Here is a 26,688-nt window from a genome sequence, read left to right as displayed (position 1 = left end):
ACAAATAAAAATTGGAGGGTTATGGCTGAACTGCCTGCACCCTTTCTTGAATTTTTTCATAGTATCCGTTTACTTCCATTGAAGGAACATTAAATGTAGCAGATACGATGTCACCTACTTTTGCATCACATTCTTCGACAACTACACTAGTGCCGTATTGTGATTCGCCTACACAACCATGCTCTGTTATTGCAATAACTGTCACATCTTCAGTCACTGAGACAGGGATGAAGTTCCAAGGTGTTAGCGTGAATACTAAAACAACAGCTAATCCTGCTGCCATCAAAGATATGATTGCTAGCCTAGGTGTTTTCTTTGTCTGTTTTGTTTCCATTTTTACTCACTATTCTATGGGTGGTTTTAAGATAAAAGGGAACTAGGAAATTCATACAGTTAGCACTAGGAAACCTACTGATTTATTCTAATTTAATAAAAAATAATTTTTTTCTAAATTATTACAAAAATAAAAATTGAAAAGATTGGAATTAGTTTCCAAATATTTCTATTTTTTCTGTTCCAGCAAAGAACTCAATTACAGTTTGCTTTCCATCTAACAATACATCGTTCCATTCTTCACCATCAACTAGAATGAATGCATTATTTAGCGGAGCATTTATTGTTAGTTTTCCATCATTTTGAGCAGTAATCTTGATCGTTGTAACACCTGTTGATGCATGATAGTAAGACTTTGTTATCTTTGCACCGTTGATTCTAAGATTTGAGCAACCTGATTCTGTTTGAATTGCATTGTTGCCACAGGTGTTTGTTGATTTTGGCTCTGGATGTTTTTCAGTTTTTGGTGTACTGATTGGTTTTGGCATCTCTGGTTCTGAACACAATCTGTCACCACATACTATTCCTGCAGTTGCACTGCCATATTTTGGATTGAATGTTCCTGATGCTTTTTTTGCATCTGCTGATTCCATATCGAATCCAACTACCATTACTGCAACTAGAGTTATTGCTAGAAAAATTGTTGAAGCTTTTTTCAGCATTATTTTTCTGCCCAAATTTCTCCAATTTAAACTGGATCATGATTCTGCAAATACTCTAATCATATTTTCATAACTGTGCAATCTTCTTAAAATTAAAATATGAATTCTTTTTGCTTTTATTTAGCATGTCATGTAATGGGATTTGCGATCAATACAAAGCAACCAAACCAAACGGTGGTAGATATGCTGCAGGACAAAAAAGATGTCAAACTTGTAACATCTATGTGTATTTTGATGGCTTGTATTGCCCATGTTGTAACATTAGGCTACGGGGCTCATCACGATATTTGAAAATCAAAGAAAAAGAAGCACCGGTAATTCGAATATAGGTTATATTTTATACTTGGATGTGCTCAAAAAGTCAACACTATAGCTGACTGGTCATTTTTTGATTTTACCATGTTTGATGAATTACTATGAGTATCTATTATCATGAAAACACAAAACACTTGGGACACAATGGTTCATGCCCCGTTCAAAAAGGTCATCAAGTTTGATCTTATCTGCATGGCCTTAGGTGCAGTAATGGGAATGGGTGTAGGTGCCTACTTGATTAGTGGATTCTAAATCCCTGACTCAATTTCTTTTTTATATTGAGGAAAAGAGGAAATGCTATGAGCGATTTGTATGATAATGCATCTGAAAACTTTTTGGAGCTAGCAAGTTCTCAAAGACTAGAAATTTTATTCAAATTATTGCAAAAACGCACCACTGCAACATTTCTTGCAAAAGATATTGGTGCAACAAAGCAGGAAGTTCATAGAAATTTTACACGATTGGAAGAAAGCGGATTGATTGAAAAAGACAAAAATGGAAAATATGGATTGACAACATTTGGTAAGACAATGTGCACGCAAGTTCCATCACTTGTATTTTTGTCTCAAAATAGAAAATACTTTGAAGATCATACATTTGGTGATCTACCAACCAAATTTATCATGCGGGCAGGACAACTAGCATCTGGAACTCATATCAAGGGTGTCTCAAAAACTTTGGAGCAGTGGAAATCAATCTACAAAAATGCCGATGAGTATGTTTATGAAATTTTATCTGAAGTTCCTCTGGATTTAATTGAACCTCTAGTTAAACGAGTCAAAAAAGGGATTAGGTTTTCATATATTTTTGATGAAAATGTTGTGGTGCCAAAGGGAAGAAAAGCACTATTGAAAAAACTTGGATTTGACAATCTTATAGAAAACGGATTGGTTGAACGAAAGATGGCAAAAAACATACAGACTGTTTTAGTGATTAACGAAAAGGAGTCATGTCTGATGTTTCCCAATACAGATGGTGAGGCTGATATTACTGAGATGCTTTACAGTAATGATCCTATGTTTCATGAGTGGTGTCTTGATTACTTTAGGTATTGTTGGTATGGCTCTGATGTTTTCAAAGAAAGTAAATTAAAAGAATAAAACAAAATTAGTTTCTTGGGCAAATGCAATATTTGTAGCAATTACTGGAAAAATCAGGATAATTAAAACTGGTTTCCACATATGATATCTTAATCGTTATTGTAACCTAAAGGATTATTGGATGTTATTCAATTCTAGAGACAATGTCGTCAAACTTCCATGGTCCACATTGTGCGTCAGTATCTTGACTTCTCAACAAGCCTGATTCATTTAGATGATTGATAATATGAGCTGAAAATGGTAAAGCACCTGTAGCTCCTGGAGAGTTGTAGTTTAGTATGTGAAATGATGTGTCCTCGTCAATCAGTATCACGTCTGGAACAAACTTTCCTTTTTCATCAATAACTGATGATCTAATTCCCGCAGTGCCTTTTTCTGTAATTTTATCTGCATCAATTTTTGGCAAGAATCTCTTTACTCTGTCTATCATTGAAGATTTTGACATTGATGACTGAATCTCATTCATTGCAAGCTCTTGAAATTGTTTATCAAATATTGCCTTTCTTGCACCAGAACTTAGCATCTCTAACATCTTTGGAAAAAACTCCTTGATGTTTTCAGTCTTGTTATATCCATACGGACTAAACACTGGAACTGCATTTGGACCTATCTCGCATGTTCCATCTACTCTTATGATCCAATGTGGATCCAAAAATGGATAATCTGGAAAGTCCGGCACAGAATAAATGCTGGTCTTTGTCAAGTTGTGGTATTCTTTTGGTGCCTTCCAATATTCTCCTCTAAAATGAACATCCGTGTAATTTCTACCTAGTCCAACATCATGTGCAATGTTTATTGCCTCACCGCCTGCAGCATTTATCAAAAACTCTGCAAAAACTTCGTGTTGATCATTTAGTGTGATCTTCCACTTTCCATTTTCCTTTTGTATTTTAGTAGCTTTAGTGTCTAGCAAAAATTTTGTTCCACTTTCTTTGCTGTCATTCATTAATGACTCTGTAAATTTTGCATAATCAGCAGAACCGTCTTTATACACGTATAGTGCAGACTCACATTTTATCTCAGGTTCTATCTTTTTGATTTGTTCTTTATCTAATATCTCGATGTCTTTTTCTTCCAATCCATTCTGTTTGCCCCATTTGAGATATTTTTCTAATACCTTGATTCCTTTCTTGTTTAGGGCTACCTCGATTACTCCGTCTTTTTTGAATGGGAGTTGCTTTAGGGCTGCATATTTTTCCCACATGTCATAACCGTGAAATGCAGATTTTGCAAACAACTTCTTTTTTTCAGGGTTGTAAAGATATGGTGCATGAACCTTTCCTGTATTTCTTCCACTGGTGTGAAATGCAACCTTGTGTGCTTGCTCTATTACTGCAATGCTTTTTGATTTATTGATAAATGACAGAAAATATGATAGAGATGTTCCTAGAATCCCTCCTCCTATAATAACAACATCAAAATTATGAACCAATGCCTACTGTTTTATTTATTTTCTAATCAATAATAAACTGAATGTGTGACAACCAAGATTAATATCGAATAACTTTTGAATTGATTTTGTGTTACCTGACAAATGTTCTGTTAGTGAAGAAGGAAAGCAATGTGTCAATCCTCCAGAATTCATAGTTTCAATTGTTGCAGGCAAAGACGAATACATGGTTGGAGTTACATGTACAAAACACAAGCAGATTGTTTCAGGTAAGATTGGTATTTTGCAAAATCAAGGAAAATTACATGAAGGAAAAGTTACATTTTCTCCTGTAAAGGCAGTTGGGACTGATTGTATTCATGGTGATTCAGATGACTTTATTCAATTAGACAAGTCCTAAAAATTGAAATAATTTCATAAACTACAAGTTTTATGCTATTTGATATCTTGTCTGAAATTGTCAAGATTGATGATATCTTGATAATTATTCGAAACAATGCTGCAATAAGTGAGGTTAGAAGCAATTCTCTGAATATTAAACAAAAAGAAAGGTGGATTACTTTAGGAGAAAATGATGGGCCTGCACACATGCATGTTGATTCAGAATTGATAAAGTACTGTAGATTCATCAAGGAAGAAAAACCTGATAGAACAAGTTATAGTGTGAGATTCTTTGATGATAATGATGAGCGTGTATTGGGCGCGTTTTTTACAAAAATGTATGATGAAAATAAAACTCTCAATTCAAGCAGGGAACAAATCTACAACAGACTGGAACAAAAATTTGGTTCAGAAATTAAATTGTAAAAAAAACCTTGTCTGAAAAAGACAAGGAGAAAAATATTATTGTTCTAATTTTTTCTTCTTTTCTTTTTCAGATTGTAATTTAGCGAATTCTAATTCTTCATTAGTATGTTTGAATTTTTTCAATCTAGTTTTAGATTACATTTTAGATATAAAAACTGCACAGTATTTTGAGATTCAAACCATGCCTGTTTTCTAGAATCCGACAGAATAAGTGGGCTTTTTACCTTTGATCCCATGATCTAGATTTTTTACTGTGATCTCTGCCATCTTTGCCCTTGTCTCATCAGTTGAGCTTCCAATGTGCGGTGCAAGTACCACGTTTGAAATCTTTATGAATGTGTGATTTTTGTTGATTGGTTCTTGTGCAAAAACGTCAAGACCTGCCCCTGCAATTGTTTTTTTCTTAAGTGCACTGGCCAGATCTTTTTCATTAATTATTTTTCCACGTGCCGTGTTTATCAAAAAAGCTGTCTTTTTCATTTTTGCAAATAATTTTTTGTCAAATAGTTGATCAGTTTGTTTTGTATGTGGAACGTGCAGTGAAATCACATCACTTTGAGAAATTAGTTTCTCAAATGAGACGTATTTTGCCCCTAATCTTTTTTCTCTGGTTTTTGAAACTGGTTTTCTGTTGTGATAAATTATTTTCATGTCAAATGCTTTAGCTCTTTTTGCAAGGGTACCTCCTATTCTTCCAAGGCCTAAAATCCCAAGTGTTTTTCTTTGCAGGTCTACTCCGACATAATCATACGCACCGTAAATCTCCTTCCATTTTCCTGCGCGAATCGTTCTATCACCTTCTGAGACTCTACGCATTACATCAATCATCAGCGAAAAAGCAAGATCTGCAGTGGCATCAGTCAAAACTTCAGGCGTATACCCTACTCGGATTTTCTTTTTTCTTGCATATTCTACATCAATATGATCAAAACCAACACTGTATGTGCTGATTACTTTGAGGTTTTTACCCAAATCGATTAATTCTTTGTCAATTATGTCATATGGAAAGCAAATCAAACCATCAATGTCTTTAATTTTAGATCGCAGTTTTGTTTTTGGAATTGGGATTTTTCCTGAATGAACTTCAACTTGATATTTTTTCTTTAACTCCTTTAATGCAAAATCATGCAGTCTTCTTGTTAGAAAAACTTTCATTTTTTTCATTATTGATGAGATTCATCTCAAACCATTTATACGATTTCTTTCTAGGATGACTATGTCTTCTGAGACTCAAGAGGAAGAAGAATTTGCTATTTGTGTAGAATGTGGTAATTCTATTGAGAAATGTGTTTGTGTATGTCCTTATTGTGGTGAACGTGATAAATGTGAATGTGCATTGTTTGATGCAGCTACAGGTGGTTAACAGGTTGTTTGTGATTTAATAAATGGAGAAATGGTATGAGTTCAATTGATTTTACTTGGTTAATTGGTGGTCCGCAGGGTAGCGGTGTTGAGTCTGGTGCCAATGTATTCTCCAAAGTATGTGCTGAACTTGGGTATAGTGTATTTGGAAAAAGGGAGTTTTATTCAAACATCAAAGGAGAGCACAGCTATTTTGCAGTAAGGATATCTGATAAACAAATCCATTCAAACGTAAATGATGTTACTTTGATGGCGTCATTTGATGCTGAAACGATCTTTAGACATTTTGATGAAGTTGCTCCTGGTGGAGGAATTATTTATGACACTGATTTGGAGAAAAAAACTATCGATGATGTTCACACTCTTGATAATTACTTTAAGGAGCGACTACACAAACAACTAGAATCAAAAAACAAACCCTTTACAATTCCTGGAGTACTAGAAATTGCTAAAGAAAAAGGTGTTCATCTTTACCCTGTATCGTTTTCAAAACTACTTGAAGAATTAGCAGAAAATACATCAAACCCCAAACTACGTGGTCTGGTACGCATGTACAACGTACTTGGTGTTTCATTATCTTTGGGTTTGCTAAAAATGCCTCCTGACTCTCTTTTAAAATCAATTGATTCTATTTTTGCAAAAAAACCCTTGGTTGCTGAAATTAACAAGCAAGCAGCAAATTTTGCATACAATTATGCATCTGCAAAGTTTTCAGACTTCACACATACATTGCCTGGAACTCAAAAAGAACCTGACACTATACTAGTTCAGGGTCATTTTGGAACATCAATTGGAAAGATGGTTGCCGGATGCAGATTCCAATCATACTATCCTATCACTCCAGCTTCTGATGAAAGCGTTTACTTGGAATCTCATGAATTGCTAGAAATACAAAATGACAGGCCTGGTTCAACTTTGGTTGTTCAAACAGAAGATGAAATTTCTGCAATTGGGATGATGATTGGTGCTGCATTGACAGGATCTCGTTCGTCTACTTCTACTTCTGGTCCTGGATTTGCACTGATGACTGAAGCATTAGGTTGGGCAGGTATTAACGAAGTTCCCATAGTCCTTACTTTGTACCAACGAAGTGGACCATCAACTGGTTTGCCAACAAGACATGGTCAGGATGATTTATCATTTGCAGTTCATGCAGGACATGGCGACTTTCCAAAAATTGTTTATGCGTCAGGCGATATTGAAGAAAGCTTTTACGACACGGGACGTGTTTTCAACTATTCTGACGTTTTCCAAATACCTGTCATTCACATGATGGATAAGTTTCTCTCAAGCTCTGTTGTTACCTGTAAGAAATTTGATACCTCAAAAATTACCATCGATAGGGGGCAACTACTTGACAAGATCGAAGGGGAGTACAAGAGATTCAAGTTTACAGAAGATGGTATATCTCCACGTTCAAGGCTTGGTCTTGATAATGGTGTGTTTTGGAATACTGGTGATGAATCTGATGAGACTGGTCATATCACAGAGGATCCTGTAGTTAGGATCAAAATGATGGACAAAAGAATGTCTAGGCTAGACATGGCATTAGAAAAAATTCCAAAAGACGAACAGGTAGTATCGTTTGGCATTTATGATTATACTATCATTTCATGGGGTTCTACAAAGGGCCCAATCGTTGATGCAATCGAGATGCTAAAAAGCGAAGGAATTGATATTGGATTTGTTCAAATTAAGCTAATCCATCCATTCCCCTCTGATTATGTTAAATCTCTTCTAAAAGACGCAAAAACTATCATTGACATTGAGGCAAATCATTCTGCTCAATTAGGAAAATTATTCAAACAAAATGTCTTACAAGACATTGATTACTATGTTCTAAAGTATACGGGAAGAGGAATGACGTGTACTGAAGTTTATGATTCGTTAAAAAAGATAGTAGAAAATAAAGCAGACAAGAGGGAGATTCTAAGTCATGGCGCTTAAACTAGCTGATTACAAAACTGATGTTCACAATGATTGGTGTCCTGGATGTGGGGATTTTGGAATTGTTAATGCATTGCAGATGGCCCTAGCTGAGATGGGAATTCAAAGAGACAAGGCAGCAATATTTTCTGGAGTTGGATGTTCTGGAAAAACATCTCACTATATCAACACATATGGCATTCACACGTTGCATGGCAGAGTGTTAACGTTTGCTCAGGGTGCAAAACTTGCAAATCCAAATCTTACAGTTGTTGCAGTTGGTGGTGATGGTGATGGTTTAGGAATTGGTGCAGGGCATTTTGTTGCTGCAGGAAGAAGAAACATCGACATGACTTACATTGTATTTGATAATGGCGTTTATGGATTAACAAAAGGTCAAGCCTCCCCTACACTCAAACTTGGTGAGAAAACAAAATCCCTTCCAACTCCAAACACAAACTATAACGTAAATCCCATTGGATTAGCAGTTGCAAGCGGTTTTACATTTGTTGCACGTGCATATTCTTATGATGTTAGACATCTCAAAGACATGATTGTAAAGGCAGTAAACCACAAGGGTTTGTCATTTCTTGATGTATTGCAACCCTGTCCAACATACAATGATATCAACACTAGAGATTGGTATGCAGGAGTTGACTTGGCAAAAGAAGCAAAAGACAGACATTCTAGAATCTATAAACTAGAAGAATCCCATTATGAACCAAGAGTCCACTTTGCAGAAGAAGCTGAAGTTAATGAGAAACTATCTCAGGCATTGATCAAGTCTCTTGAATGGGGAAACAAAATACCAATTGGAATATTTTATCAAAATGAAATAATTTCGCCGTATCGTGATAGACTGACTGATAAAATTCCAAATTATGTGGAAAACCCTCCTTCAAAACAAAAAATTTCGGAAAATGGTTCTCCAACAACTGATGTCTCAAAACTTCTAGATTCGCTAAAAGTCTAGATTGTGACCAGATAAGTTATAGTCTAGTTTGTTTCTACGTTCTTTTGCTGTTGAACGTAAACGATGCAAACAAAATATTTCGAAAGTCAATCATTAAAGGCTTCTTTGAACCCGAACTTGTTAACATTGATTTTAAAAAATCCTCAATCAAACATCCGACAATTACTGATGATGGCCTAATGCAATCTGATTTACTTCATGTGTTTTTTGATATAGATACTGGTTCGGATTACCCTGATGGTGATGAATGGTTTATTGTTGATATGTTATTTCCATATGACATTAAACTGCCTGACAATCTAAAAGGGACTGATTATTTTACGACCATTTCTAGTGGTGATGAAAAAACTTTCTGGCATCATCGGGAATTGATCCGCTACAAATATGGCAAGTCAAAAAAACTCCTAGACTCTTTAGGTTTTTTAGAATCAAAATACAAAGAACTACACGAATTACTTGAACCCCTGCAAAAGGATCTCAAGTAGATACTTTCCAAGAATCCCCTCTGAAAACATATTCTTTGTTTTGAGACCTTGCAGAGTTCAGACGCCATCTAATTGAATTTGTGTCAAATCTGTAAATGATCTCTGTAATATCTGAAGGTAGTTTTTCTGGATTCAAGTGATACGGGAGCAATTCCAAAACAAAATCAATTTTTTCAATTGCATTGTCGTACCATCTTTTTTCATCAATGTCTATGACAAATACTATCTTTGGGTCTCCTAGGAAATTCAATTGTATTTTTAGCGCATTTCCTGAACCTCTCCTTCTTTTCATCTCTTTGAATACATCTTTGATCTTTTCCCATCTTCTAAAATCAAACCATTGAAAAAATTCTTCATTAAATGCAAGAGGGATGTCTACATCCAAAAAACTCACAAAATTCTCATCGTTAGGTTCTATCTCTTCTTGTGAAATTGAAAATCTGGAATTGAGAAATCCGTAGATTACTTCGATCTCCCAAGGTGAAATACCATAATACCTCAATGAAGTCTTTAGATTCTCACTCACGTTTTCAAATCTGTCATTTTTGTAATTAAAGCTTCAAGACCAGCGACAAATTTTACCTTAAAATTATAAGGAAAGACTTTCTAGTATAGCCATGAAGAAAGAATTTGTAGTTCGAAGCATTGATTCTGCTCCTGATGGCGCACCATACGTAGTAGTTTCTCTTTCTTCCCTGAAAGATCTAAAAGAAGGTACAAACGCTCCTCCATCACCATTTGGTAGCCCAAAAGTAATGGGATTTACAAACATGAATGATATGATGAAGGACCTAAACAAGATGCTTTCTGGTATGGGCGGAGGAATGGGAATGCAAAGTGGCATCACACAGCTAAAACTTGAAATGCATGAATACAAAGAGATGGGCCTATCAGTTGGTGACAAAGTTTTCTTGGAGCTAACTAAAGAAGAATCTCTTGGAGTATAGCTTCCAAAAACTTCTTTTCTTAAATTGTATTGAAATATTTCCAGCCATAAAATGCGCCAATTGTTGCTATTACAAACAACATTGGCTTCCATGCAAATACTGGGATGCTTGGAGTAGCTAGTTTTACTTTATAATTGTCAATTATTGCCTTGACGTCTTTTTTGACCTTGTCATGCCAAATCTTGTAGTCTACTTGGTATTTCTTTAGAATCTCTTCTACCTCGTACACTACGGGGGTCCTTTGCGAAAACAAGTGTTGAAGGTAATCTCTTGACACTTCCACTTCGGCATGAATTCCAATCAATCCTTTTTTGAGGTCAACCATTCTTACATGCATTTCCCATGGTTTTTTGAGTTTTAGATTCAAACCATTACCAATTTGGTCTGGTTGCTTGTGTTCAAATTTTACTTTGGTAAATCCTTCATCTGTGAAAATTTTCATCAATTCCTCAAAACTCTTCTTTACTACAATGTGTAATTGCTCAACACCCTCTTTACTATCAACATCAATTTTGTGTTTGATTCCATCAAAAAATGAAATTGTCTTTGGGTATGTTGTCTTGTACTCCATTAACCTTGAGAAAAAAATACCTCTATTTAAAGCAGAACAACATTTTGTCTAGTTGGCAAACCCGCTTGAGAGCCCCCTCACATAGACGCACTGATCTGGCGATATTGCCATCTCGTTTGGGCTTATTTTTCTATCTGTTAGTTTTGCCCCTGAATCCCTTACTATCGCAAACGGTTTTGATTCTCCCCCCTCACCCATCTTGTGGTTTGCAATTGTTGCAATGTTGTCTGCTACTGCTTGAAATGTTACCTTGAGTGGTTTTCCATCAAGATCTTTTTTTGCTCTCATATCAAGCACTGGCTCCATTCCTGCACATGCTACTGCCACACCTGTTGTTCCAACACGTGCTGGCATCAATCTGCTATCCACCAAAATAACTCCGACATGAATTAGAAATCGCAAAAAAATCTTTCTTCTTAATTGTTCTGCAAAAAGATATGGATCTTTTGGATAGAGTATAACTTGGTTTTCTTTAGCATTTGATTTGTCAATTCCTGCGTTTGGAGCCATTATGTTGTCTGCAGATGTAATCACAAATCCTGATATTCCTCCAAAAATACTATCTGATTCTCTCAAAATAACTTCGGCAATCTCTGATTTCAGTTTGAATTTCTCAGACACATCTTTTCCTTTCTTTGATGTCTTTATTTTACTCAAATCTATAATTCGACCCTGAGCGTTTGAGATGTATTTTGTAGAGATTACTATTATGTCTCCGTCTACAAGTTTTTCATTATTTTTTTCCAATGATTCTAACAATGCCTCAAATACGTCAAATTGCTCTGTTTTTCTTTCAGATAGTAGAGGCAAAACTGTCAGTGGCATGATATTTTGATGTATGTTTTCTTTTTTATTGTTCTGAAAAGCTTTTAATCTCTAAAAGAGGGGTTTTTGATCATGAATATTGTCGAGAAGATTCTTGCACGTGCATCAGGTAAAGATAAGGTATCTCCTGATGATGTAGTTTTTGCAAATGTTGACAAGGTAATGGTCCATGATGTTTCAGGGCCTGGTGTTCTCAAAGTATTTGACAAATTAAAGAACAAAGGGGTAGATGTCAGCAAATTATGGGATCCTTCAAAGGTATGGGTAGCTGAAGACCACTTTGTCCCTTCTGCTGAAAAAATATCTGCTGAAAATATTGTAAAACTATCAAATTTCACAAAGAATTACGGAATTGAAAAACACTTCAAGTATGGCATGGGTCAGTATGGAATATGCCACACCCTCTCTCATGAGGAAGCATTAGTGATGCCAGGCGATGTTTATGTTGGTGGTGACTCTCACACAAACACAACAGGCGCTTTAGGTGCATTTGCTTGCGGACTGGGTCATACTGATGTTGCATATGTTTTGCTTAATGGAAAGATTTGGTTTAAGGTTCCTGAGACTGATTACTTCAAACTAAATGGAAAACTACCGGATCATGTTATGGCAAAAGACTTGATACTCAAAATTATTGGCGATATTGGAACTGATGGTGGAAACTATAGGACAATGCAATTTGGCGGAACTGGGATTGATGAGATGTCCGTTGAAAGCCGATTGACTTTATGTAATATGACTACTGAGGCTGGCGCAAAAAATGGTATTGTAGAAGCTGATCAAAAAGTTGTAGATTATCTTACAAGTCGTGGTGCAACAAATGCACATGTCTTCAAAGGTGACGACGATGCAGAATATGCAAACGTGTTTGAATATGAGGCATCTGAGATGGAGCCTCTTGTTGCAAAACCATTTTCTCCTGAAAATATTGCAGTAGTCAGAGAGGCACCCTCTGTAGAATTAGACAAATCATACATTGGCTCTTGTACTGGTGCAAAGTATGAGGATTTGGAAGCTGCAGCAAAAATTCTCAAAGGGCGAAAAGTAAAGATTAGAACAGAAGTATTGCCTGCATCAATCTCAATTTACAAACGTGCAATGGAAAACGGACTGTTAACGATATTCTTAGATTCAGGAGTGACTATTGGTCCGCCCACCTGTGGAGCATGCTGTGGTGCACACATGGGCGTGTTGGCAAAAGATGAAATCTGTATCAGTACTACAAACAGAAACTTCCCAGGACGAATGGGACATGTGGAATCGCAAACATATCTCTCATCTCCGATGGTGGCAGCAGCTTCTGCAGTAACTGGCAAAATTACCGATCCGAGGGATTTGCAATGAAAGGAAACGTCATAAAATACGAAAGAGACAATATTGATACTGATGTCATCATTCCTGGCCAGTATCTCAAGGTTCATGATTATGCCGAACTTGCAACACATGCAATGGAAGGACTTGATCCTGACTTTCACACTAAGGTAAAGGAAGGTGATTTTATTCTTGCTGGCAAGAATTTTGGCTGTGGCTCATCACGTGAACATGCTCCCATTGCATTGTCTCATTCTGGAGTTAAGGCAGTATTGGCATTGTCTTTTGCAAGGATTTTTTATCGAAATTCTGTTGATGGTGCATTTTTACTTCCAATTGAAATTGAAGAGGATGCATACAAGGGAATATCTGAAGGAGATGAAATTGACATCGACATTGACAAAAACGAAATAAAGAATCTAACAAAAAACCAGACATACAATATGAAACCATTTTCGGAAATTATTGGAAAAATTATTGAAGCTGGTGGTTTATTCAATTACAAACCATAGTATGATTGAAAATGGGAAAAACACTCTTTGAAAAAATTTGGGATGCTCATGTCGTTGTTGAAAAACAGTCAGGTCCGTCGTTAATTTACATTGATAGGCACCTAGTTCATGAGGTAACTTCTCCTCAGGCTTTTGATGGTCTTCGAATGAATAACCGAAAGGTAAGACGACCAGATCTTACCATTGCAACAATGGATCATAATGTTCCAACAACTGACAGAGGATTGCCGATATTGGATCAAACATCTTCGATTCAAATTCAAACATTGGAAAAAAACTGTAAAGATTTTGGAATCAAACTATTTGATATTACTAGTCCTAATCAAGGAATTGTACATGTGATTGGCCCTCAATTGGGGATAACTCTGCCTGGAAGTACGATTGTTTGCGGTGATAGTCATACATCTACCCATGGCGCATTTGGTGCACTAGCGTTTGGAATAGGAACTAGTGAAGTAGAGCATGTGTTGGCCTCTCAAACATTGTGGCTTGAAAAACCAAAACCCTTTGAAATTAGAGTAGAAGGAAAAAGGAAGAACCCTCATGCTGTAACTGCAAAGGACATTGTACTATCTATTATCAAAAATATTGGAACCGGTGGTGGTACTGGAACTGTGGTAGAATATCGCGGAGAGGGGATAACTGATCTTTCCATGGAGCAGAGAATGACCATATGTAACATGTCCATTGAGGCTGGAGCCCGTGCTGGATTGATTGCCCCTGATGAAAAGACATACGAATATCTCAGGGGACGACAATACACTCCAAAAAATTACGAATCCCTTGTAGATTATTGGAGAGAAAATCTAAAGACAGATTCTGATGCAAAGTTTGAAAAACAATTTACATTACACATTGATGATATTGCACCTCAGGTAAGCTGGGGAACAAATCCTGGAATGACCTGTGATGTTACAGAGTCCATTCCGTCTCCTGATGATTTTGCAAAAGGTGACCAAAACCAGAAAAAAGGAGCTGAAAAGGCACTTGAATACATGGACCTAAAACCCGGAACCCCAATCACTGATATCCAGATTGACCGAGTTTTCATTGGCTCTTGCACAAATGCAAGACTAGAAGATCTTATTGAAGCATCAAAGGTTGTCAAAGGACACAAAGTATCACCAAATGTTCGGGCAATGGTTGTTCCTGGCTCTCAAATGGTAAAAAGACAAGCAGAGGAAATAGGTCTTGATAAAATTTTCACTGATGCAAATTTTGAATGGCGAGAAGCAGGGTGCAGTATGTGTCTTGGAATGAATCCTGATATCTTGTCACCTGGTGAAAGATGTGCTAGCACATCAAATAGAAACTTTGAAGGAAGGCAAGGAACTGGGGGAAGAACTCATCTTGTCAGTCCAGTGATGGCAGCTGCTGCTGCAATTGAAGGACATTTTGTTGATGTAAGGGAAATGGATTTGAATTAAGATGGAACCATTTAGAAAAGTAAAGACAATCATTACTCCGTTAGATAAGGTTAATGTAGACACTGATCAGATTGTTCCAAAACAATTTCTAAAACTAGTTCAAAAATCTGGATTTGGCAAATTCCTATTTTACAACTGGAGATACGATGAAAATGAAAAAGAAAAGCAAGATTTTGTGCTAAATAATCTCAAGTACAAAGACTCTAAAATTCTAGTTGCTGGTGACAACTTTGGTTGCGGCTCTAGTCGTGAACATGCAGTATGGGCACTGCAAGACTATGGGTTTTCTGTAGTAATCTCACCTTCTTTTGCAGATATCTTTTACAGTAATTGCTTCAAAAATGGAATTTTGCCAATCAAACTAGATGATAAAACTGTAGAAAAATTACAACAAATATCTGGTGAGGTTGAAATTGATTTAGAGAATCAAACCATTACAACACCTGACGAAAAAATATCTTTTGACATTGATCCTCACAAAAAGAAAATTCTTCTAGAAGGACTAGATGATATTGCACAAACTCTACATTTTGAAGATAAAATTTCTAATTTTGAAAAGACTTCTAAAATCCCATCTGTTTTGTAATTTTCATTACTGCTTTTTCATTTCGCTCAAGCATTGTAGGTGATTCTGCATCAATCCATTCTTTGTCACCAATATCATATGCACTGATCTTTTTTTCTTTTGACAATGGCTGTAAAATATCAAATGACAAATTGATTAGTTTTTGTTCTGATTTTGTCTTAATCTTTTTGAGAATATCTGTACTTAACATGTAGATTCCAAGGCATTCAGATAATTGTAATTTCATTATTGGTTTTTCTTTAAACTCTGTAATTATTCCGTCTTTGACTTTGGCAAATCCTGTTTCTTCTCTCCTCTTTGTTCTAGTTGCAATGCACGCCATACTCTTTTTGTTTTTGAAAACATCTCTCATTTCTTTGAGGTCTATTGCACACATATTGTCCACAAACCATAATACAAATTCTGATTCTCCTTTGAGATACTTTTGAATATGTAGGAGATCTCCGCCAGTACCGCTATCTGAGTCCTGAACAAACTTTAGGTTTTTTCTATTGTGTAGGTGCTCATAGTATGACTTTATCTGTCCTCCTAACCCTTCAAAGTTTGAGATTATGATTATCTCTTTGATGAAACTAAACGAGTTTAGATAATCCACGATATAATCAATTAACGGTTTGCCGTTAATTGGGGTCATTGCTTTTGGAAAATATTCTGTGTATGGCTTGCCTCTGGTTCCTTTGCCACCGGCTAAAATTACAGCCTTCACAGCCTAACGGTATGATTTTTGTTTTCTTCTTCTAGCGCCAGGTCCGCCAAACTTCTTTGGTTCTTTTCTTCTGGCATCGCCGCTAATCAGATATTTGTCATATTCTGCAATTCTTTTTCTGAGGTCTTCTCTTGCTGATTTTGGAAGTGGATGGTCTTTTGGTTCTTTCTTTGTTTTAGTCCATCCAGTTAATGCTCTTGAAATCCCTGTTGCTGCAGCACTTGCTTGACCCATGTAACCTCCACCTCTGACTCTAACAGAAATGTCTATTTTGTCTCTCAGGTCACCTGTGATTTCTAAAGGTGCAAGCATTACTTCTCTTGCAGTTTCTTGTGGAATCATCTCTACTGGAACATTATTGATTCTAACTTTACCTTGTCCTTTTGTAATGTAAACATGTGCACTAGATGTTTTTCTAGTTGCGTAATAGATTTCAGTTTTTGGAGTTGTCATTCAGTCCACCCTATTACTCTGCCAAGTTCTCCCATTGTTGTATAATTTGCAGCAGCTCTTTTAATCTTGGCTTTTTCAAACTGTATTTTTTCAAAAGAAGATAATTCTTTTGGAGATCCAATGTAAGTTCTTAATCTTTTATGTGCAGATATTCCTGATGGTTTTTCTCTTGGCAACATTCCTCTGATCATTTTTTTCATAATGGTGTCTGGTCTTCTGGGATGGAATGGCCCGTGCTTTGGATGCAATATTGATGAAATCTCTAGAAATTCTCTGTATTCTTTTATGATGTTAGAACGTGTTCCACTGAGCATGATTTTTTCACAATTAATGATAGATACTCTATTGCCTTTGAGTAATAATTTTGCAACATGTGAAGATAATCTGCCTGCAATGTGATTAGTAGCATCTATTACTATTGGTTTGTCAATTGATATTGTTTCCTGACTAGCCAAGTAATACCACTCCTTTTCCTGTTGGGTTTTTCTCAATTAGTTCTGAATAGGTAATCACCTTGCCACCGTTTTCAATAATTTTTGATGCAGCAGCATTTGAAATTGAAAATGCACATAATGTAACTTTGTGAGGGATGTTTCCTGTTCCTAGGACTTTGCCTGGAAAGACTATTGTATCATTGTCTTTTGTTAATTGACCAATTCTGTACAGATTGATATGTCGTCTGGCAACTGATGGCTTTGTAGCATATTCAGCTAGTTTTGCCCATATTGGAGCATCATTCTTGGCTGATGCTTTTTTGAGATCTTTTGCCATGCGTATAACGACTTGATTAGTCATGTAATATTGCGCTTTAAAACCCAAATATAATGTGTATGCTTGGTTTATTCTTCGATTTGGCCAATCATTTCTTTGAATTCGGCCAATCTGTTGCTTACTTCATCCACTCCAGCCAAAATGATCTGTTCTGGCTTTAATGCACCTGTTGATTCTACTGTTAGTATTCTCTCGTCTTCTTTGTCAGTCTCTGTTAGGACTGCAATGTTTGATGAATTCCATTTTGCGTGTTCACTACCACGGCCCAGACGAGCATAGCATTCTACTTTGATTTTTTGCCCTGGAGCCAATTCTACGATAGGGATCTTGTCTGAAATTGGTTTTACAGAGTCATCTTCAGATGTAAGTTCGTTTGAAAGAATTCTTCTTGTAGTGTCAGAGTCTCCAGAGTCTAAAACCAACATTACTCTGCAGTTTGAACAGCCTGTTTCGCTTTGGCATTCACACTTTGATGGTTCATTGAATCGCTTCAAGTCAGTAAATAGCGGGACAAGTCCTAATCTATGTGCCAAACCTTCATCTGGCAAAACTGAAGAATTTTCAAGAATATCTACAGTATCAATTGCAAATACTGGAACACCGTTAAGGCAAACACGTCTTAAGGCATTGGCATATTGCAGTGGAATGCCCTTTAGTTTGACGGACATTTTTTTATCATCTTTGCTAATTACCTCTAAGGAAGACAAATCTTGAGTGAAATCTTCAAAGTCCACATAAAAATCTAGCTAGTTTTGCGTATGACCTCCAAAAATGCTTAAGTCCGCACTTTTTCTAAAAACCACATGGATTTTGATAAACTGCATAGGAATGTCTTGAATCTGGATTCTTCTATCCGTTATGCTGCCATTCAAAATAACACTGGCGTGAAAATCTCCGGCGGATTTCGAGATAACGTAACTCCTATTCTTAGTGATGATGAACTTCAAATGATGCATTACTATGCAAGTCAAAGATGGCAGACTAGAAAAAACATAGAGCACAAGATTGGTCCTGCAAAATATGCAATGGCAGAATATGATGAGATAAAACGCATTTCATTTCCAATTGATGAAAAACACCTGTTGATGATTACAACTGATGTTGAATCTGATCATTCAAGAATCATTAAAGGTGTTCTTGAACTGATCCATACTATTTCCAAAAAATAGAAATTTTTTTTACAACAAATTTCTTTTGTGAAAATTTTGATATGTTATCTGAAATTATGACATTCTCAATGAAAATCATGAATATCTTTAAATGATTTAACTGAACACAATGTTTACTTATGTTAAGTAAAATTTCCTTTTTTGCAGTATTTCTTCTTGTAATTACAATTGGTATGGTTTCAATCCCACCTCAAGAATCCTTTGCCACATCAAATTTTTGCAGTGATTCTCCAGGTTTTGTGCTGGTTAGAAGTTTTGGCAGTAGCTTACATAATGTTCATTATTGGGTTTTCTTACTGCCTCCAGGAGCATTTGGAAATGACATTGCATCATTGACTGCTGCATCTGTTGCTATGACAGAACGTCACTATGGAACTGGGGAGGCGACTGCTGTAAACGGTGTTCCAATTCATTTACAAATTCCATCCAATCTATCGCCTGGTACTTATCGTGTTGTCACCTGGGAACAACATCAATTTCAAGGTGGGTATTTTGGACCTACACAAGGCTCTTGGTCAAACTATAATCTAGATATTCCATGCCCTCCACCAAATTTTAGAATAACCACAAATCCTGCATCTTATGATTCTATGCAGCAAGGATTTGGCGCCGCATCATTCTCGGTTCGTGTCTCAATGGACATTCCTTATGATTTTTCAGGATTTCCTGTTGTACTTTCTACCAGTGGATTACCTCCCAATCTGTCTTCAAGTATTGTAAATAGTGATACTTTGAATATTCTTCCTCCGTTCCCCTGGACTCCTTTTTGGCAACATCCTACAACTCTTTTGAATATTCTTCAATCTGGAACTCCGTTAGGGATTTATAATTTCAATTTAGTTGGTACCAGTGAAGGTACTCACGTAAACCGACCTTTACAAGTTGAAGTGTTACCTCCTCCCGATGCTGACAATGATGGCTATTGTGTTTCTTATTGTGGTATAGGAATCCCTACAGGTGATTGTAATGACAACGATCCATCAGTATATCCTGGAGCTCCAGAATTAATTGATGGTAAAGACAATAATTGTGATGGACAACTTGCATATGAAGAACGTGATGATGACAATGATGGTGTGTTAAATGTTAACGATGCATGTCCCTTAGACCCTTACAATGATCAAGACAGTGATGGAATATGTGGAGATGTTGATTTATGTCCACTTGATACTGACAATGATGCTGACAATGACGGTTATTGTGCTGATGTAGATAACTGTCCTGCAATTGCAAATGCCGACCAAGCAAACATTGATGGAGACCAGCATGGAGATGCATGTGATCCTGACAGTGATAATGATACTATTCCTGATGTAGATGATCCGTACCCACTTGATGCAACTGCTTGCGGTGATGCTGATTTAGATGCATGTGATGATTGTGTATCTGGCACATTTGATACATCTAATGATGGACCCGATTATGACTCTGATTTAATATGTGATATAGGTGATCCAGACGATGACAATGACGGTGTGCCAGATCCATCTGATCTCGATCCTCTAAATCAATTCATCTGTACTGATTCAGATGCCGATTCTTGTGATGACTGTTCTGTTTTAGGATATGCAAACGCAAATGATGATGGAACTGATACGGACACTGATGGATTATGTAATGTTGGTGATCCAGACGATGACAATGACGGTGTGCCAGATCCATCTGATCTCGATCCTCTAAATCAATTCATCTGTACTGATTCAGATGCCGATTCTTGTGATGACTGTTCTGTTTTAGGATATGCAAACGCAAATGATGATGGAACTGATACGGACACTGATGGATTATGTAATGTTGGTGATCCAGACGATGACAATGACGGTGTGCCAGATCCATCTGATCTCGATCCTCTAAATCAATTCATCTGTACTGATTCAGATGCCGATTCTTGTGATGACTGTTCTGTCTTGGGATTTGCAAATGTTGCAAATGACGGCCCTGATAATGACTCTGATTCATTATGTGATGTTGGTGATCCAGACGATGATAATGATGGTATTGAAGACGATGTTGATAGCCAACCTTTGATTCCTTCTACTGAATTTAACGATGGAACAACGTCTGGTGAAATAACATATGGAGAAAATTCTCTTACTATTTCTAATGCTGGTGTATCAGGAGTAAATATTGTCTCTACTGGTGATGCTTCAGTTAGTACATGTGGCGGTTCTGCATCTGCAACATTTAGCTCCGGAGATAATGCAAATGTTCTTTGTGGAAGTGTGACAATTGAGGTAATTTCAGGATCTGTTGATCTTGAATTTGTAACTGGAGGGGAACCTGCAACAACAACATTGAATTCTGGTGATTCTTTGACATTTGATCCTGAAACTCTACAGATTACATCTGTGGATACAAGTGCTACAATAACAATAGGAGGAACTGTGCTTCACATTGGACCTGGTGAAACATTACAGATTGATATTATTCCTCCAACATTTGATCCTATCTCTGATATTGTTGTGGATGCAACAAGTGTTGATGGTGCAATCGTGGACTATCCTTTACCTACTGCAACTGATAATATTGATCCAAACCCAACTGTTTCTTGCACACCACAACCTGGTTCTATTTTTGCAATTGGTGTGAATACTGTTTCATGTACTGCAACTGACTTGGTTGGAAATTCAGTTGATGCTGAGTTTAGTATTACAGTACAGATAACCTTTGATAGTCTAAAAGATACTGTAAACTCATTTGATCTTCAGAAAGGACTGACAACAAGTCTTGTCAAAAAGATAGAAGCTGCCTCTGCATCGTTTGACCGAGACAACATTAAAGCAGCTACAAATCAACTTCATGCATTCATTAATGAAGTAAATGCTCAAGATGGAAAAACACTAACTTCTGAACAAACTGAGTCATTAAGCGAATATGCTGAATTGTTAATTACTCATATTTCCAATCCTTAGTTTTTGAATTCTTTTGTAATGATTTGTGGTAGAGATAAATAACAATTCAATATTGTATTGAGATCGCTAAAACTAGATCAAACTTAATAGATTGATGAAGTTCATATCTTCAATGACTAGAACAACAAATCTGTTTTTCTTTGTTGCAATTGCAGCTATTCTTTTTGCAAGTCCTCTTGCAGCAGGTAGTGCATTTGCCCAAAATAATGGAAATGGACAAGGAGCTTCTAATGCAAACTCTCTCAAATCACAAGTAGATGAAAACACTGCAAACATTGATTCATTCTTTGATATCTTTACAGAAATTGCAGCTTCTTTTAACGTGGATTCATTTTTTGACGTCTTCACAGAGCTAAGAAACACTGATGCCGACCTTCAAAATCAAATTGATTCAATTCCAGAAGGCCCACCAGGACCAGAAGGCCCACCAGGACCAGAAGGCCCACCAGGACCAGAAGGCCCACCAGGACCAGAAGGCCCACCAGGACCAGAAGGCCCACCAGGACCAGAAGGCCCACCAGGTGCCGATGGTGCAGGTACTGATGACTGGAACAACTTTACCAATATTCCAGCTGACATTGCAGACGGAGACCAAGACACTTTGGATAAATTAAGACGTGCAGGGATAACGTACAATGCACTCCCATGCAGTAGATTGAATGGAGATTCCTTCATCACTGTGGACTATTCTTTTAATCCAAATTCAAAAGTTCTAACTCCGGTTGACTTTGAATACTTGCCAAATGACCTTCCATTCCTAGCATATGCATCAATTTCAGAACCCACACTTGCAGAAGTTCAGCTATTTGCAGGAAACTTTGCACCTCGTGGTTGGGCATTTGCTGAAGGACAACTCCTACCAATATCTCAAAACACCGCATTGTTCTCTTTGTTGGGAACCACCTATGGTGGAGATGGAAGAACTACCTTTGCTCTTCCTGACTTGAGATGTCTAGAACCTATAGATGGACCACGACATATCATAGCGTTGATAGGGATATTTCCAACTAGAAACTGAGAATCGTCCTCAACCTTCTTTTTTTATTTTTGTTCTATTTTTCTTTCTAGATGTTTGTAACTATTTTAATACATTCTACATTTTTTTGATAGGATTTCCGTAAATGTTCTTGTGGTATGACTGAGATGTACACGCCTTTTTTTGAATGTCGTGTTTTGTTCTGTCTATCTAGACTTGTATGTCTTCATATTTTGGTCTCTGGGTACTTAACAATCAAGATAATGTCATTGAATATTTGTAAAACGTATAGATAAATAACAAATTAACATAGACATCTCAGAGCAATGGCCGACGTAACAGTGGTAAGATATTCCTTTGAGGGCGAAAAATTTGAGATTTTGGTAAAGCCCGACCCAGCATTGGAGTATAAGCTGGGAAAGAAAAAGGATGTTTCTGCAGTCTTGGTCTCAGATGATATTTACACTGATTCAGGAAAGGGTACAAAACCATCTTCTGAAAAACTCCTCAAGGCATTCAAGACTGAGGACCTAACAGAGATTGCCCAAAAAATTCTTGAAAAAGGTGATCTAAATCTTACAACTGATCAAAGAAGAAAGATGGTTGAAGAAAAGAAAAAACAGATTGTAGAGTATATTGCCAAGACCTATGTTGATCCTAGAAATCATTTGCCACATCCTCCGCTTCGAATTGAACAAGCAATCAAGGATGGACGAGTTTCTGTAGACCCGCAAAAATCAGTAAATGAACAGGTCAAAGACATCGTGGAAAAACTTCGCTCAATAATTCCACTAAAGTCTGAGAATCTCTCACTTGAGATTCTTGTACCTGCACAATATGCTTCGCAATCTTATGCTGTGTTAAAGTCTGTAGGTTCTTTAAAAAAAGAAGAATGGCAAAATAATGGATCTCTAAAAGCAATACTTGAAATACCCGCTGCAGCAAGGCCAAACGTGATAGACAGATTAGGTTCTATAACTAAAGGCTCTGCTACAGTTGAGGTAATGAAGTAATGGACAATAAGAGAAAATATGTTATCCCTGGCGATGTAGTAACTACTGGTCCTTTCAGACCTGAGCAAAATGTTATCCTTGAAGGAAATAAGATCATATCTACCACTATAGGAATTTCAGAAATTTATGATGACTCTGTTAAAGTAATACCATTAACCGGAAAATATATTCCAAAAATCAATGACTTGGTAATTGGAAAGGTGATTTCTCATACTTCACTGTCCTGGGAATTGGATATCAACTCATGCTATGTTGGATTTTTACCAGCACAAGATGTCTTTGGCAGGGATTTTTCGGCACATGCTGATGAACTTACTTCTAAACTAAAAGCAGGCGATCTAGTAGCTGCCCGAATTGCTAATTTTGATAGAACGCGTGATCCTCTTGTAACCATTGCCGATAGAGACTTGGGAAAGATTGACTCTGGAGACTTGGTGCGAATCTCACCAAGCAAAGTCCCAAGATTGATTGGAAAGCGTGGTACGATGATTCAAACGATTGAAATGGCTACAAATGCTGCAATCACCATTGGACAAAATGGGTGGGTAGTAGTTTCATGTGATAATCCCGAGGGATTATTAAAGGCTAAAAAAGCCATTCAAATGGTAAATGAGCAAGCACACGTTGCAAATTTGACTGATCAGGTAAAAGAAATGTTAGAATCAAAAGGTGAATCATAATGGGTGGACGAGACGCAACAATGGTCCTATTGGACGAAAATGGAATTCGTTGTGATGGCCGTAAAGTAGATGAGCCAAGACGAATCATGATAAAAGCTGGCGGATTAAAAAACGCCGACGGCTCTGCATATATTGAATTTGGTGATAACAAAATCCTAGTTGGTGTTTTTGGTCCAAGAGATGTTCATCCAAAACACATGTCAAATACTGATACTGGGATCTTAAGAGTAAGATATCATATGGAACCATTCTCTGTTGGAGAAAGAAAGAATCCTGCCCCATCTAGAAGGGAAATTGAAATTTCCAAAGTAATCAAAGAAGCATTAGAACCAGCAGTTATGCTAGACAAATTCCCGAGAACTGCTGTTGATGTGTTTATCGAAGTTTTGCAAGCAGACGGCGGAACTCGTTGTGCTGCATTATCAGCAGCTTCTGTTGCGTTGGCCGATGCAGGCATTCCTATGAGGGATATGGTTGCAGCATGTGCTGCAGGAAAAGTCGCAGATACTGTAATTTTAGATGTTAACAATGAAGAAGATCAAGCAGGTCAAGCAGACATGCCAATTGGCTACATGCCAAGCCTTGAAAAAATCACGTTATTACAATTAGACGGTGTACTAACTCCAGAAGAATACAAAAAATGTGTTCAAGTTGGAATTGATGGATGCAAAATTGTTTATGATCTACAAAAGAAAGCACTACACGAAAAATACTTTGGCAAAGGAGGTTCTCAATAATTGACATCTACATCTGTAATTGATGAACTAAAAAAATCACAAATCCTTGAACTCTTAGAACAAGGAAAAAGAGTCGACGGTAGAGCATTAGATGAACCAAGAGAAATTACAATTGAAACAAATGCAATTCCAAAAGCAAACGGCTCAGCACGAGTTAGAATTGGTGATACCGAAGTTGTTTGTGGAGTAAAGATTCAACCAGACAGACCATTTCCAGATATGGGTGACAAGGGAATCTTCATTTGCACTGCAGAACTATTGCCATTATCTCACCCAAGCGTAGAAACTGGACCTCCAGGACCTGACGTGATTGAATTAGCTAGAGTAGTTGATAGAGGAATTAGAGAAAGTCACATGGTTGATTTGTCTCAGTTGGTTATTGAGAAAGACAAATCAGTTGTTGGTGTATTTGCTGACAGCGTAGTTGTGGATTACGATGGGAATCTCTTTGATGCATGTGCATATGCTGCAACTGCAGCCATCTTGTCATCAAAGACTCCAAAATGGCAAATGGTAGATGATGTTCCAACTCTAGTTGAAGGAGAAGATATGCCAATTCCTGTAACAACAATCCCAGTTTCAGTCACAATGGGAAAAATTGGAAACCATATCATAGTTGATCCTAATGGTGATGAATGGGAAAGCATGGATGCTAGAATTACTATTACTTCAGACTCTGATGGAAATATCTGTGCATTGCAAAAAGGTGGCTTTGACGGATTCACATTGGATGAAATTGTCAAATGTGGCGAAATCTCAGTTAAGGTAGGAGCACAAATCAGAGAAAAGTTAAAACAAGTCCAAGGAGGGGCATAATGAAATGGCAAAGAAAAAGTCTCTAAAGGGTCTAGGTGCAAGATATGGCATTAAGATTAGAAAAGAATACACAAAGATTCACCTACAATTAAAACAAAAGAGAACCTGCCCTGAATGTGGTTCTGAAAAATTCTCAAGAGATGCCGTAGGTATTTGGTCATGCAAAAAATGCAGTTTCAAAATAGCAGGAACGGCATATGACATCAAGCTTTAATGCAAAAATCATCATTGATGCAAAAGAGAAAACAAAAGCAATTTTTGACTCTGTAAATACTGATAACGAATACTATCCTGAAAATCCAACCAAAACCAAAATGACTCTAAATGACAAAATTGAAATTTCCATAGAATCTGATCATATTCCTCACCTTAGAGCAAATCTAAATTCTACTCTGAGGTTAGTCCAGGCAAGCTATGATTCAATAGAATCGGTAAAGATATAATTAAACTCGATTCAAGGAATTAACATGTCATCAGGACAAATGCCACCATGGCTTCAAGAACAACTAATGAAACTACAACAGTCACAACAAAATCTACAATCCGTTATGACTCAAAAACAACATCTTGAGATGGAAAAAGTAGAGACCGAAAAGGCACTTGAAGAATTAAAAAAGGCAGGAGATGGTGATAATGTATATAAACACTCTGGCTCTATTCTGATAAAATCTACAAAAAAAGACTTGATTGATGATCTAGAAGAAAGATTAGAAATGGCAAAAACCCGTTCTACTGTTTTAGAAAAACAAGAGGCAAGACTAAAAGAAACTCTAAAGGAACAAGAAACTAAAATCACTGAAATGATGAAAAGCGGTGCTGGCAGTTCAGGAACAGCAAGTAGTGGTGCAAAAATGCAGCAACCATCAGATGACAACCCAAGAAAATAATTTTAAAAATTTCAAATAAGATATTAACAAATTCGT

The 26,688-nt window shown here is 36.9% G+C and carries 36 protein-coding genes; 24 read left to right on the top strand and 12 right to left on the bottom strand.

The features are described 5' to 3' along the window. Nucleotides 1–19 precede the first annotated feature (19 nt). Nucleotides 20–334 carry a hypothetical protein gene (locus NsoK4_RS06405; protein ID WP_211686264.1) on the bottom strand — a complete coding sequence of 105 codons (315 nt, stop codon included), beginning with the start codon at nt 332–334 and terminating at the stop codon, nt 20–22. Between the two features lie 151 nt (nt 335–485). Further along, nucleotides 486–995 (bottom strand): hypothetical protein, encoded by a 510-nt coding sequence (locus NsoK4_RS06400; protein ID WP_211686262.1) that lies wholly within the window; start codon nt 993–995, stop codon nt 486–488. A 135-nt stretch (nt 996–1,130) separates the two neighbouring features. On the opposite strand from NsoK4_RS06400, the gene NsoK4_RS06395 reads away from it, so the two are divergent. From NsoK4_RS06395 to NsoK4_RS06390, 3 genes are all read left to right on the top strand, one after another. Next, nucleotides 1,131–1,286, top strand: a complete 156-nt coding sequence (locus NsoK4_RS06395) for a hypothetical protein (protein WP_211686260.1) — start codon at nt 1,131–1,133, stop codon at nt 1,284–1,286. A gap of 141 nt (nt 1,287–1,427) precedes the next feature. Beyond that, nucleotides 1,428–1,562 carry a hypothetical protein gene (locus tag NsoK4_RS10140; protein ID WP_256438671.1) on the top strand — a complete coding sequence of 45 codons (135 nt, stop codon included), beginning with the start codon at nt 1,428–1,430 and terminating at the stop codon, nt 1,560–1,562. A gap of 47 nt (nt 1,563–1,609) precedes the next feature. Beyond that, nucleotides 1,610–2,410 (top strand): winged helix-turn-helix domain-containing protein, encoded by an 801-nt coding sequence (locus tag NsoK4_RS06390; RefSeq protein WP_211686258.1) that lies wholly within the window; start codon nt 1,610–1,612, stop codon nt 2,408–2,410. A 124-nt stretch (nt 2,411–2,534) separates the two neighbouring features. On the opposite strand, the gene NsoK4_RS06385 is transcribed toward NsoK4_RS06390, so the two are convergent. Then, nucleotides 2,535–3,842: an NAD(P)/FAD-dependent oxidoreductase gene (locus tag NsoK4_RS06385; RefSeq protein ID WP_211686256.1), complete on the bottom strand. Its 1,308-nt coding sequence runs from the start codon at nt 3,840–3,842 to the stop codon at nt 2,535–2,537. Between the two features lie 88 nt (nt 3,843–3,930). On the opposite strand from NsoK4_RS06385, the gene NsoK4_RS06380 reads away from it, so the two are divergent. Both NsoK4_RS06380 and NsoK4_RS06375 read left to right on the top strand, forming a co-directional pair. Then, on the top strand, nt 3,931–4,200 hold the full coding sequence (locus NsoK4_RS06380; RefSeq protein ID WP_211686254.1) for a hypothetical protein: 270 nt from the start codon (nt 3,931–3,933) through the stop codon (nt 4,198–4,200). Nucleotides 4,201–4,232: 32 nt separating this feature from the next. Continuing rightward, nucleotides 4,233–4,607 carry a ChuX/HutX family heme-like substrate-binding protein gene (locus NsoK4_RS06375; protein ID WP_211686252.1) on the top strand — a complete coding sequence of 125 codons (375 nt, stop codon included), beginning with the start codon at nt 4,233–4,235 and terminating at the stop codon, nt 4,605–4,607. A gap of 192 nt (nt 4,608–4,799) precedes the next feature. Here NsoK4_RS06375 and NsoK4_RS06370 read toward each other — a convergent pair whose 3' ends face one another. After that, nucleotides 4,800–5,771, bottom strand: coding sequence for a D-glycerate dehydrogenase (locus NsoK4_RS06370; RefSeq protein ID WP_211686250.1), 972 nt, complete (start codon nt 5,769–5,771; stop codon nt 4,800–4,802). Nucleotides 5,772–5,823: 52 nt separating this feature from the next. Here NsoK4_RS06370 and NsoK4_RS06365 point away from each other — a divergent pair, with 52 nt between their 5' ends. From NsoK4_RS06365 to NsoK4_RS06350, 4 genes are read left to right on the top strand one after another with little or no spacing between them, the layout of a single operon-like run. Continuing rightward, the gene (locus tag NsoK4_RS06365) at nt 5,824–5,970 is read left to right on the top strand and encodes a hypothetical protein (RefSeq protein ID WP_211686249.1); all 147 of its coding nucleotides are present in this window, start codon (nt 5,824–5,826) and stop codon (nt 5,968–5,970) included. A gap of 35 nt (nt 5,971–6,005) precedes the next feature. Next, nucleotides 6,006–7,916 (top strand): 2-oxoacid:ferredoxin oxidoreductase subunit alpha, encoded by a 1,911-nt coding sequence (locus NsoK4_RS06360; RefSeq protein WP_211686247.1) that lies wholly within the window; start codon nt 6,006–6,008, stop codon nt 7,914–7,916. After that, nucleotides 7,906–8,868 (top strand): 2-oxoacid:ferredoxin oxidoreductase subunit beta, encoded by a 963-nt coding sequence (locus NsoK4_RS06355; RefSeq protein WP_211686245.1) that lies wholly within the window; start codon nt 7,906–7,908, stop codon nt 8,866–8,868. Before NsoK4_RS06360 ends, NsoK4_RS06355 begins: the two co-directional genes overlap by 11 nt. Before the next feature lie 44 nt (nt 8,869–8,912). Continuing rightward, a complete protein-coding gene (locus NsoK4_RS06350; RefSeq protein WP_211686243.1) occupies nt 8,913–9,353 on the top strand; it encodes a hypothetical protein in 441 nt (146 codons plus the stop codon). On the opposite strand, the gene NsoK4_RS06345 is transcribed toward NsoK4_RS06350, so the two are convergent. Next, entirely contained in the window at nt 9,346–9,879 is a 534-nt protein-coding gene (locus tag NsoK4_RS06345; RefSeq protein ID WP_211686241.1) for a hypothetical protein, read from the bottom strand. The two genes, NsoK4_RS06350 and NsoK4_RS06345, sit on opposite strands and share 8 nt — an antisense overlap. 91 nt (nt 9,880–9,970) lie before the next feature. On the opposite strand from NsoK4_RS06345, the gene NsoK4_RS06340 reads away from it, so the two are divergent. Further along, entirely contained in the window at nt 9,971–10,300 is a 330-nt protein-coding gene (locus NsoK4_RS06340) for a hypothetical protein (RefSeq protein WP_211686239.1), read from the top strand. A gap of 19 nt (nt 10,301–10,319) precedes the next feature. Here the strand turns inward: NsoK4_RS06340 and NsoK4_RS06335 are convergent, their stop codons facing one another. Further along, nucleotides 10,320–10,871: a hypothetical protein gene (locus NsoK4_RS06335; RefSeq protein WP_211686237.1), complete on the bottom strand. Its 552-nt coding sequence runs from the start codon at nt 10,869–10,871 to the stop codon at nt 10,320–10,322. A gap of 48 nt (nt 10,872–10,919) precedes the next feature. Further along, nucleotides 10,920–11,696, bottom strand: coding sequence for a coenzyme F420-0:L-glutamate ligase (locus tag NsoK4_RS06330; protein WP_211686235.1), 777 nt, complete (start codon nt 11,694–11,696; stop codon nt 10,920–10,922). Nucleotides 11,697–11,768: 72 nt separating this feature from the next. Here NsoK4_RS06330 and NsoK4_RS06325 point away from each other — a divergent pair, with 72 nt between their 5' ends. The 4 genes from NsoK4_RS06325 to leuD (NsoK4_RS06310) are packed head-to-tail and all read left to right on the top strand — an operon-like array spanning nt 11,769 to nt 15,532. Continuing rightward, nucleotides 11,769–13,040 carry a 3-isopropylmalate dehydratase large subunit gene (locus NsoK4_RS06325; RefSeq protein ID WP_211686233.1) on the top strand — a complete coding sequence of 424 codons (1,272 nt, stop codon included), beginning with the start codon at nt 11,769–11,771 and terminating at the stop codon, nt 13,038–13,040. Beyond that, nucleotides 13,037–13,519 carry a 3-isopropylmalate dehydratase small subunit gene (leuD, locus tag NsoK4_RS06320; RefSeq protein ID WP_211686231.1) on the top strand — a complete coding sequence of 161 codons (483 nt, stop codon included), beginning with the start codon at nt 13,037–13,039 and terminating at the stop codon, nt 13,517–13,519. Before NsoK4_RS06325 ends, leuD (NsoK4_RS06320) begins: the two co-directional genes overlap by 4 nt. An 11-nt stretch (nt 13,520–13,530) precedes the next feature. Beyond that, the gene (leuC, locus tag NsoK4_RS06315) at nt 13,531–14,946 is read left to right on the top strand and encodes a 3-isopropylmalate dehydratase large subunit (protein ID WP_211686229.1); all 1,416 of its coding nucleotides are present in this window, start codon (nt 13,531–13,533) and stop codon (nt 14,944–14,946) included. 1 nt (nt 14,947) lies between these two features. After that, nucleotides 14,948–15,532: a 3-isopropylmalate dehydratase small subunit gene (gene leuD, locus NsoK4_RS06310; protein WP_211686227.1), complete on the top strand. Its 585-nt coding sequence runs from the start codon at nt 14,948–14,950 to the stop codon at nt 15,530–15,532. Here leuD (NsoK4_RS06310) and NsoK4_RS06305 read toward each other — a convergent pair. Genes NsoK4_RS06305 through NsoK4_RS06285 form a run of 5 tightly spaced genes read right to left on the bottom strand, consistent with a single transcriptional unit; the run spans nt 15,510 to nt 18,196 of the window. Beyond that, a complete protein-coding gene (locus NsoK4_RS06305) occupies nt 15,510–16,238 on the bottom strand; it encodes a nucleotidyltransferase family protein (RefSeq protein WP_211686225.1) in 729 nt (242 codons plus the stop codon). The two genes, leuD (NsoK4_RS06310) and NsoK4_RS06305, sit on opposite strands and share 23 nt — an antisense overlap. Nucleotides 16,239–16,241: 3 nt before the next feature. Beyond that, complete coding sequence (gene rpsI / locus NsoK4_RS06300) at nt 16,242–16,691, bottom strand: 30S ribosomal protein S9 (protein ID WP_211686223.1); 450 nt, start codon at nt 16,689–16,691, stop codon at nt 16,242–16,244. Beyond that, complete coding sequence (locus NsoK4_RS06295; RefSeq protein WP_211686221.1) at nt 16,688–17,146, bottom strand: 50S ribosomal protein L13; 459 nt, start codon at nt 17,144–17,146, stop codon at nt 16,688–16,690. The genes rpsI and NsoK4_RS06295 overlap by 4 nt, the downstream gene beginning before the upstream one ends. Next, complete coding sequence (locus NsoK4_RS06290; RefSeq protein ID WP_211686220.1) at nt 17,139–17,486, bottom strand: 50S ribosomal protein L18e; 348 nt, start codon at nt 17,484–17,486, stop codon at nt 17,139–17,141. Before NsoK4_RS06290 ends, NsoK4_RS06295 begins: the two co-directional genes overlap by 8 nt. Before the next feature lie 44 nt (nt 17,487–17,530). Further along, nucleotides 17,531–18,196, bottom strand: a complete 666-nt coding sequence (locus NsoK4_RS06285) for a DNA-directed RNA polymerase subunit D (protein WP_371815995.1) — start codon at nt 18,194–18,196, stop codon at nt 17,531–17,533. A 69-nt stretch (nt 18,197–18,265) separates the two neighbouring features. On the opposite strand from NsoK4_RS06285, the gene NsoK4_RS06280 reads away from it, so the two are divergent. The 10 genes from NsoK4_RS06280 (at nt 18,266) to NsoK4_RS06235 (ending at nt 26,652) form a co-directional block, all read left to right on the top strand. After that, complete coding sequence (locus NsoK4_RS06280) at nt 18,266–18,631, top strand: DUF6659 family protein (RefSeq protein WP_211686216.1); 366 nt, start codon at nt 18,266–18,268, stop codon at nt 18,629–18,631. Nucleotides 18,632–18,750: 119 nt separating this feature from the next. Next, a complete protein-coding gene (locus NsoK4_RS06275) occupies nt 18,751–21,543 on the top strand; it encodes an HYR domain-containing protein (RefSeq protein ID WP_211686214.1) in 2,793 nt (930 codons plus the stop codon). 112 nt (nt 21,544–21,655) lie between these two features. Then, on the top strand, nt 21,656–22,561 hold the full coding sequence (locus NsoK4_RS06270) for a phage tail protein (protein WP_211686212.1): 906 nt from the start codon (nt 21,656–21,658) through the stop codon (nt 22,559–22,561). A gap of 284 nt (nt 22,562–22,845) precedes the next feature. Next, nucleotides 22,846–23,532 (top strand): ribosome assembly factor SBDS, encoded by a 687-nt coding sequence (locus NsoK4_RS06265; protein WP_211686210.1) that lies wholly within the window; start codon nt 22,846–22,848, stop codon nt 23,530–23,532. After that, entirely contained in the window at nt 23,532–24,212 is a 681-nt protein-coding gene (rrp4, locus tag NsoK4_RS06260) for an exosome complex RNA-binding protein Rrp4 (protein ID WP_211686208.1), read from the top strand. The genes NsoK4_RS06265 and rrp4 overlap by 1 nt, the downstream gene beginning before the upstream one ends. Further along, entirely contained in the window at nt 24,212–24,949 is a 738-nt protein-coding gene (rrp41, locus tag NsoK4_RS06255; RefSeq protein ID WP_211686206.1) for an exosome complex exonuclease Rrp41, read from the top strand. Before rrp4 ends, rrp41 begins: the two co-directional genes overlap by 1 nt. Beyond that, nucleotides 24,950–25,765, top strand: a complete 816-nt coding sequence (rrp42, locus tag NsoK4_RS06250) for an exosome complex protein Rrp42 (RefSeq protein ID WP_211686204.1) — start codon at nt 24,950–24,952, stop codon at nt 25,763–25,765. A 4-nt stretch (nt 25,766–25,769) separates the two neighbouring features. Further along, entirely contained in the window at nt 25,770–25,979 is a 210-nt protein-coding gene (locus NsoK4_RS06245; protein ID WP_211686202.1) for a 50S ribosomal protein L37, read from the top strand. Next, nucleotides 25,963–26,208: a KEOPS complex subunit Pcc1 gene (locus NsoK4_RS06240; protein ID WP_211686194.1), complete on the top strand. Its 246-nt coding sequence runs from the start codon at nt 25,963–25,965 to the stop codon at nt 26,206–26,208. Before NsoK4_RS06245 ends, NsoK4_RS06240 begins: the two co-directional genes overlap by 17 nt. Nucleotides 26,209–26,232: 24 nt before the next feature. Next, a complete protein-coding gene (locus NsoK4_RS06235; protein WP_211686193.1) occupies nt 26,233–26,652 on the top strand; it encodes a prefoldin subunit beta in 420 nt (139 codons plus the stop codon). Nucleotides 26,653–26,688 lie beyond the last annotated feature (36 nt).

Origin of the sequence: Nitrosopumilus sp. K4 (assembly GCF_018128925.1) — an archaeon.
Classification (GTDB): Archaea; Thermoproteota; Nitrososphaeria; order Nitrososphaerales; family Nitrosopumilaceae; genus HKST03.
Note: the sequence above shows the minus strand (reverse complement) of the source record. Positions and strands in the feature narration are given on the sequence as shown.

Excerpts from the sequence above, each read along its gene's own strand:
- rrp41 (WP_211686206.1), top strand. The coding sequence starts at position 24,212 with ATGGGTGGACGAGACGCAACAATGGTCCTATTGGACGAAAATGGAATT.
- NsoK4_RS06390 (WP_211686258.1), top strand. The coding sequence starts at position 1,610 with ATGAGCGATTTGTATGATAATGCATCTGAAAACTTTTTGGAGCTAGCA.
- leuD (WP_211686227.1), top strand. The coding sequence starts at position 14,948 with ATGGAACCATTTAGAAAAGTAAAGACAATCATTACTCCGTTAGATAAG.
- NsoK4_RS06235 (WP_211686193.1), top strand. The coding sequence starts at position 26,233 with ATGTCATCAGGACAAATGCCACCATGGCTTCAAGAACAACTAATGAAA.
- NsoK4_RS06375 (WP_211686252.1), top strand. The coding sequence starts at position 4,233 with ATGCTATTTGATATCTTGTCTGAAATTGTCAAGATTGATGATATCTTG.
- rpsI (WP_211686223.1), bottom strand. The coding sequence starts at position 16,691 with ATGACAACTCCAAAAACTGAAATCTATTACGCAACTAGAAAAACATCT.
- rrp4 (WP_211686208.1), top strand. The coding sequence starts at position 23,532 with ATGGACAATAAGAGAAAATATGTTATCCCTGGCGATGTAGTAACTACT.
- NsoK4_RS06395 (WP_211686260.1), top strand. The coding sequence starts at position 1,131 with ATGGGATTTGCGATCAATACAAAGCAACCAAACCAAACGGTGGTAGAT.
- NsoK4_RS06245 (WP_211686202.1), top strand. The coding sequence starts at position 25,770 with ATGGCAAAGAAAAAGTCTCTAAAGGGTCTAGGTGCAAGATATGGCATT.
- NsoK4_RS06270 (WP_211686212.1), top strand. The coding sequence starts at position 21,656 with ATGACTAGAACAACAAATCTGTTTTTCTTTGTTGCAATTGCAGCTATT.
- NsoK4_RS06335 (WP_211686237.1), bottom strand. The coding sequence starts at position 10,871 with ATGGAGTACAAGACAACATACCCAAAGACAATTTCATTTTTTGATGGA.
- NsoK4_RS10140 (WP_256438671.1), top strand. The coding sequence starts at position 1,428 with ATGAAAACACAAAACACTTGGGACACAATGGTTCATGCCCCGTTCAAA.
- NsoK4_RS06290 (WP_211686220.1), bottom strand. The coding sequence starts at position 17,486 with ATGACTAATCAAGTCGTTATACGCATGGCAAAAGATCTCAAAAAAGCA.
- NsoK4_RS06355 (WP_211686245.1), top strand. The coding sequence starts at position 7,906 with ATGGCGCTTAAACTAGCTGATTACAAAACTGATGTTCACAATGATTGG.
- NsoK4_RS06370 (WP_211686250.1), bottom strand. The coding sequence starts at position 5,771 with ATGAAAAAAATGAAAGTTTTTCTAACAAGAAGACTGCATGATTTTGCA.
- leuD (WP_211686231.1), top strand. The coding sequence starts at position 13,037 with ATGAAAGGAAACGTCATAAAATACGAAAGAGACAATATTGATACTGAT.
- leuC (WP_211686229.1), top strand. The coding sequence starts at position 13,531 with ATGGGAAAAACACTCTTTGAAAAAATTTGGGATGCTCATGTCGTTGTT.
- NsoK4_RS06405 (WP_211686264.1), bottom strand. The coding sequence starts at position 334 with ATGGAAACAAAACAGACAAAGAAAACACCTAGGCTAGCAATCATATCT.
- NsoK4_RS06275 (WP_211686214.1), top strand. The coding sequence starts at position 18,751 with ATGTTAAGTAAAATTTCCTTTTTTGCAGTATTTCTTCTTGTAATTACA.
- NsoK4_RS06330 (WP_211686235.1), bottom strand. The coding sequence starts at position 11,696 with ATGCCACTGACAGTTTTGCCTCTACTATCTGAAAGAAAAACAGAGCAA.
- NsoK4_RS06340 (WP_211686239.1), top strand. The coding sequence starts at position 9,971 with ATGAAGAAAGAATTTGTAGTTCGAAGCATTGATTCTGCTCCTGATGGC.
- NsoK4_RS06265 (WP_211686210.1), top strand. The coding sequence starts at position 22,846 with ATGGCCGACGTAACAGTGGTAAGATATTCCTTTGAGGGCGAAAAATTT.
- NsoK4_RS06365 (WP_211686249.1), top strand. The coding sequence starts at position 5,824 with ATGTCTTCTGAGACTCAAGAGGAAGAAGAATTTGCTATTTGTGTAGAA.
- NsoK4_RS06325 (WP_211686233.1), top strand. The coding sequence starts at position 11,769 with ATGAATATTGTCGAGAAGATTCTTGCACGTGCATCAGGTAAAGATAAG.
- NsoK4_RS06360 (WP_211686247.1), top strand. The coding sequence starts at position 6,006 with ATGAGTTCAATTGATTTTACTTGGTTAATTGGTGGTCCGCAGGGTAGC.
- NsoK4_RS06240 (WP_211686194.1), top strand. The coding sequence starts at position 25,963 with ATGACATCAAGCTTTAATGCAAAAATCATCATTGATGCAAAAGAGAAA.
- NsoK4_RS06400 (WP_211686262.1), bottom strand. The coding sequence starts at position 995 with ATGCTGAAAAAAGCTTCAACAATTTTTCTAGCAATAACTCTAGTTGCA.
- NsoK4_RS06280 (WP_211686216.1), top strand. The coding sequence starts at position 18,266 with ATGGATTTTGATAAACTGCATAGGAATGTCTTGAATCTGGATTCTTCT.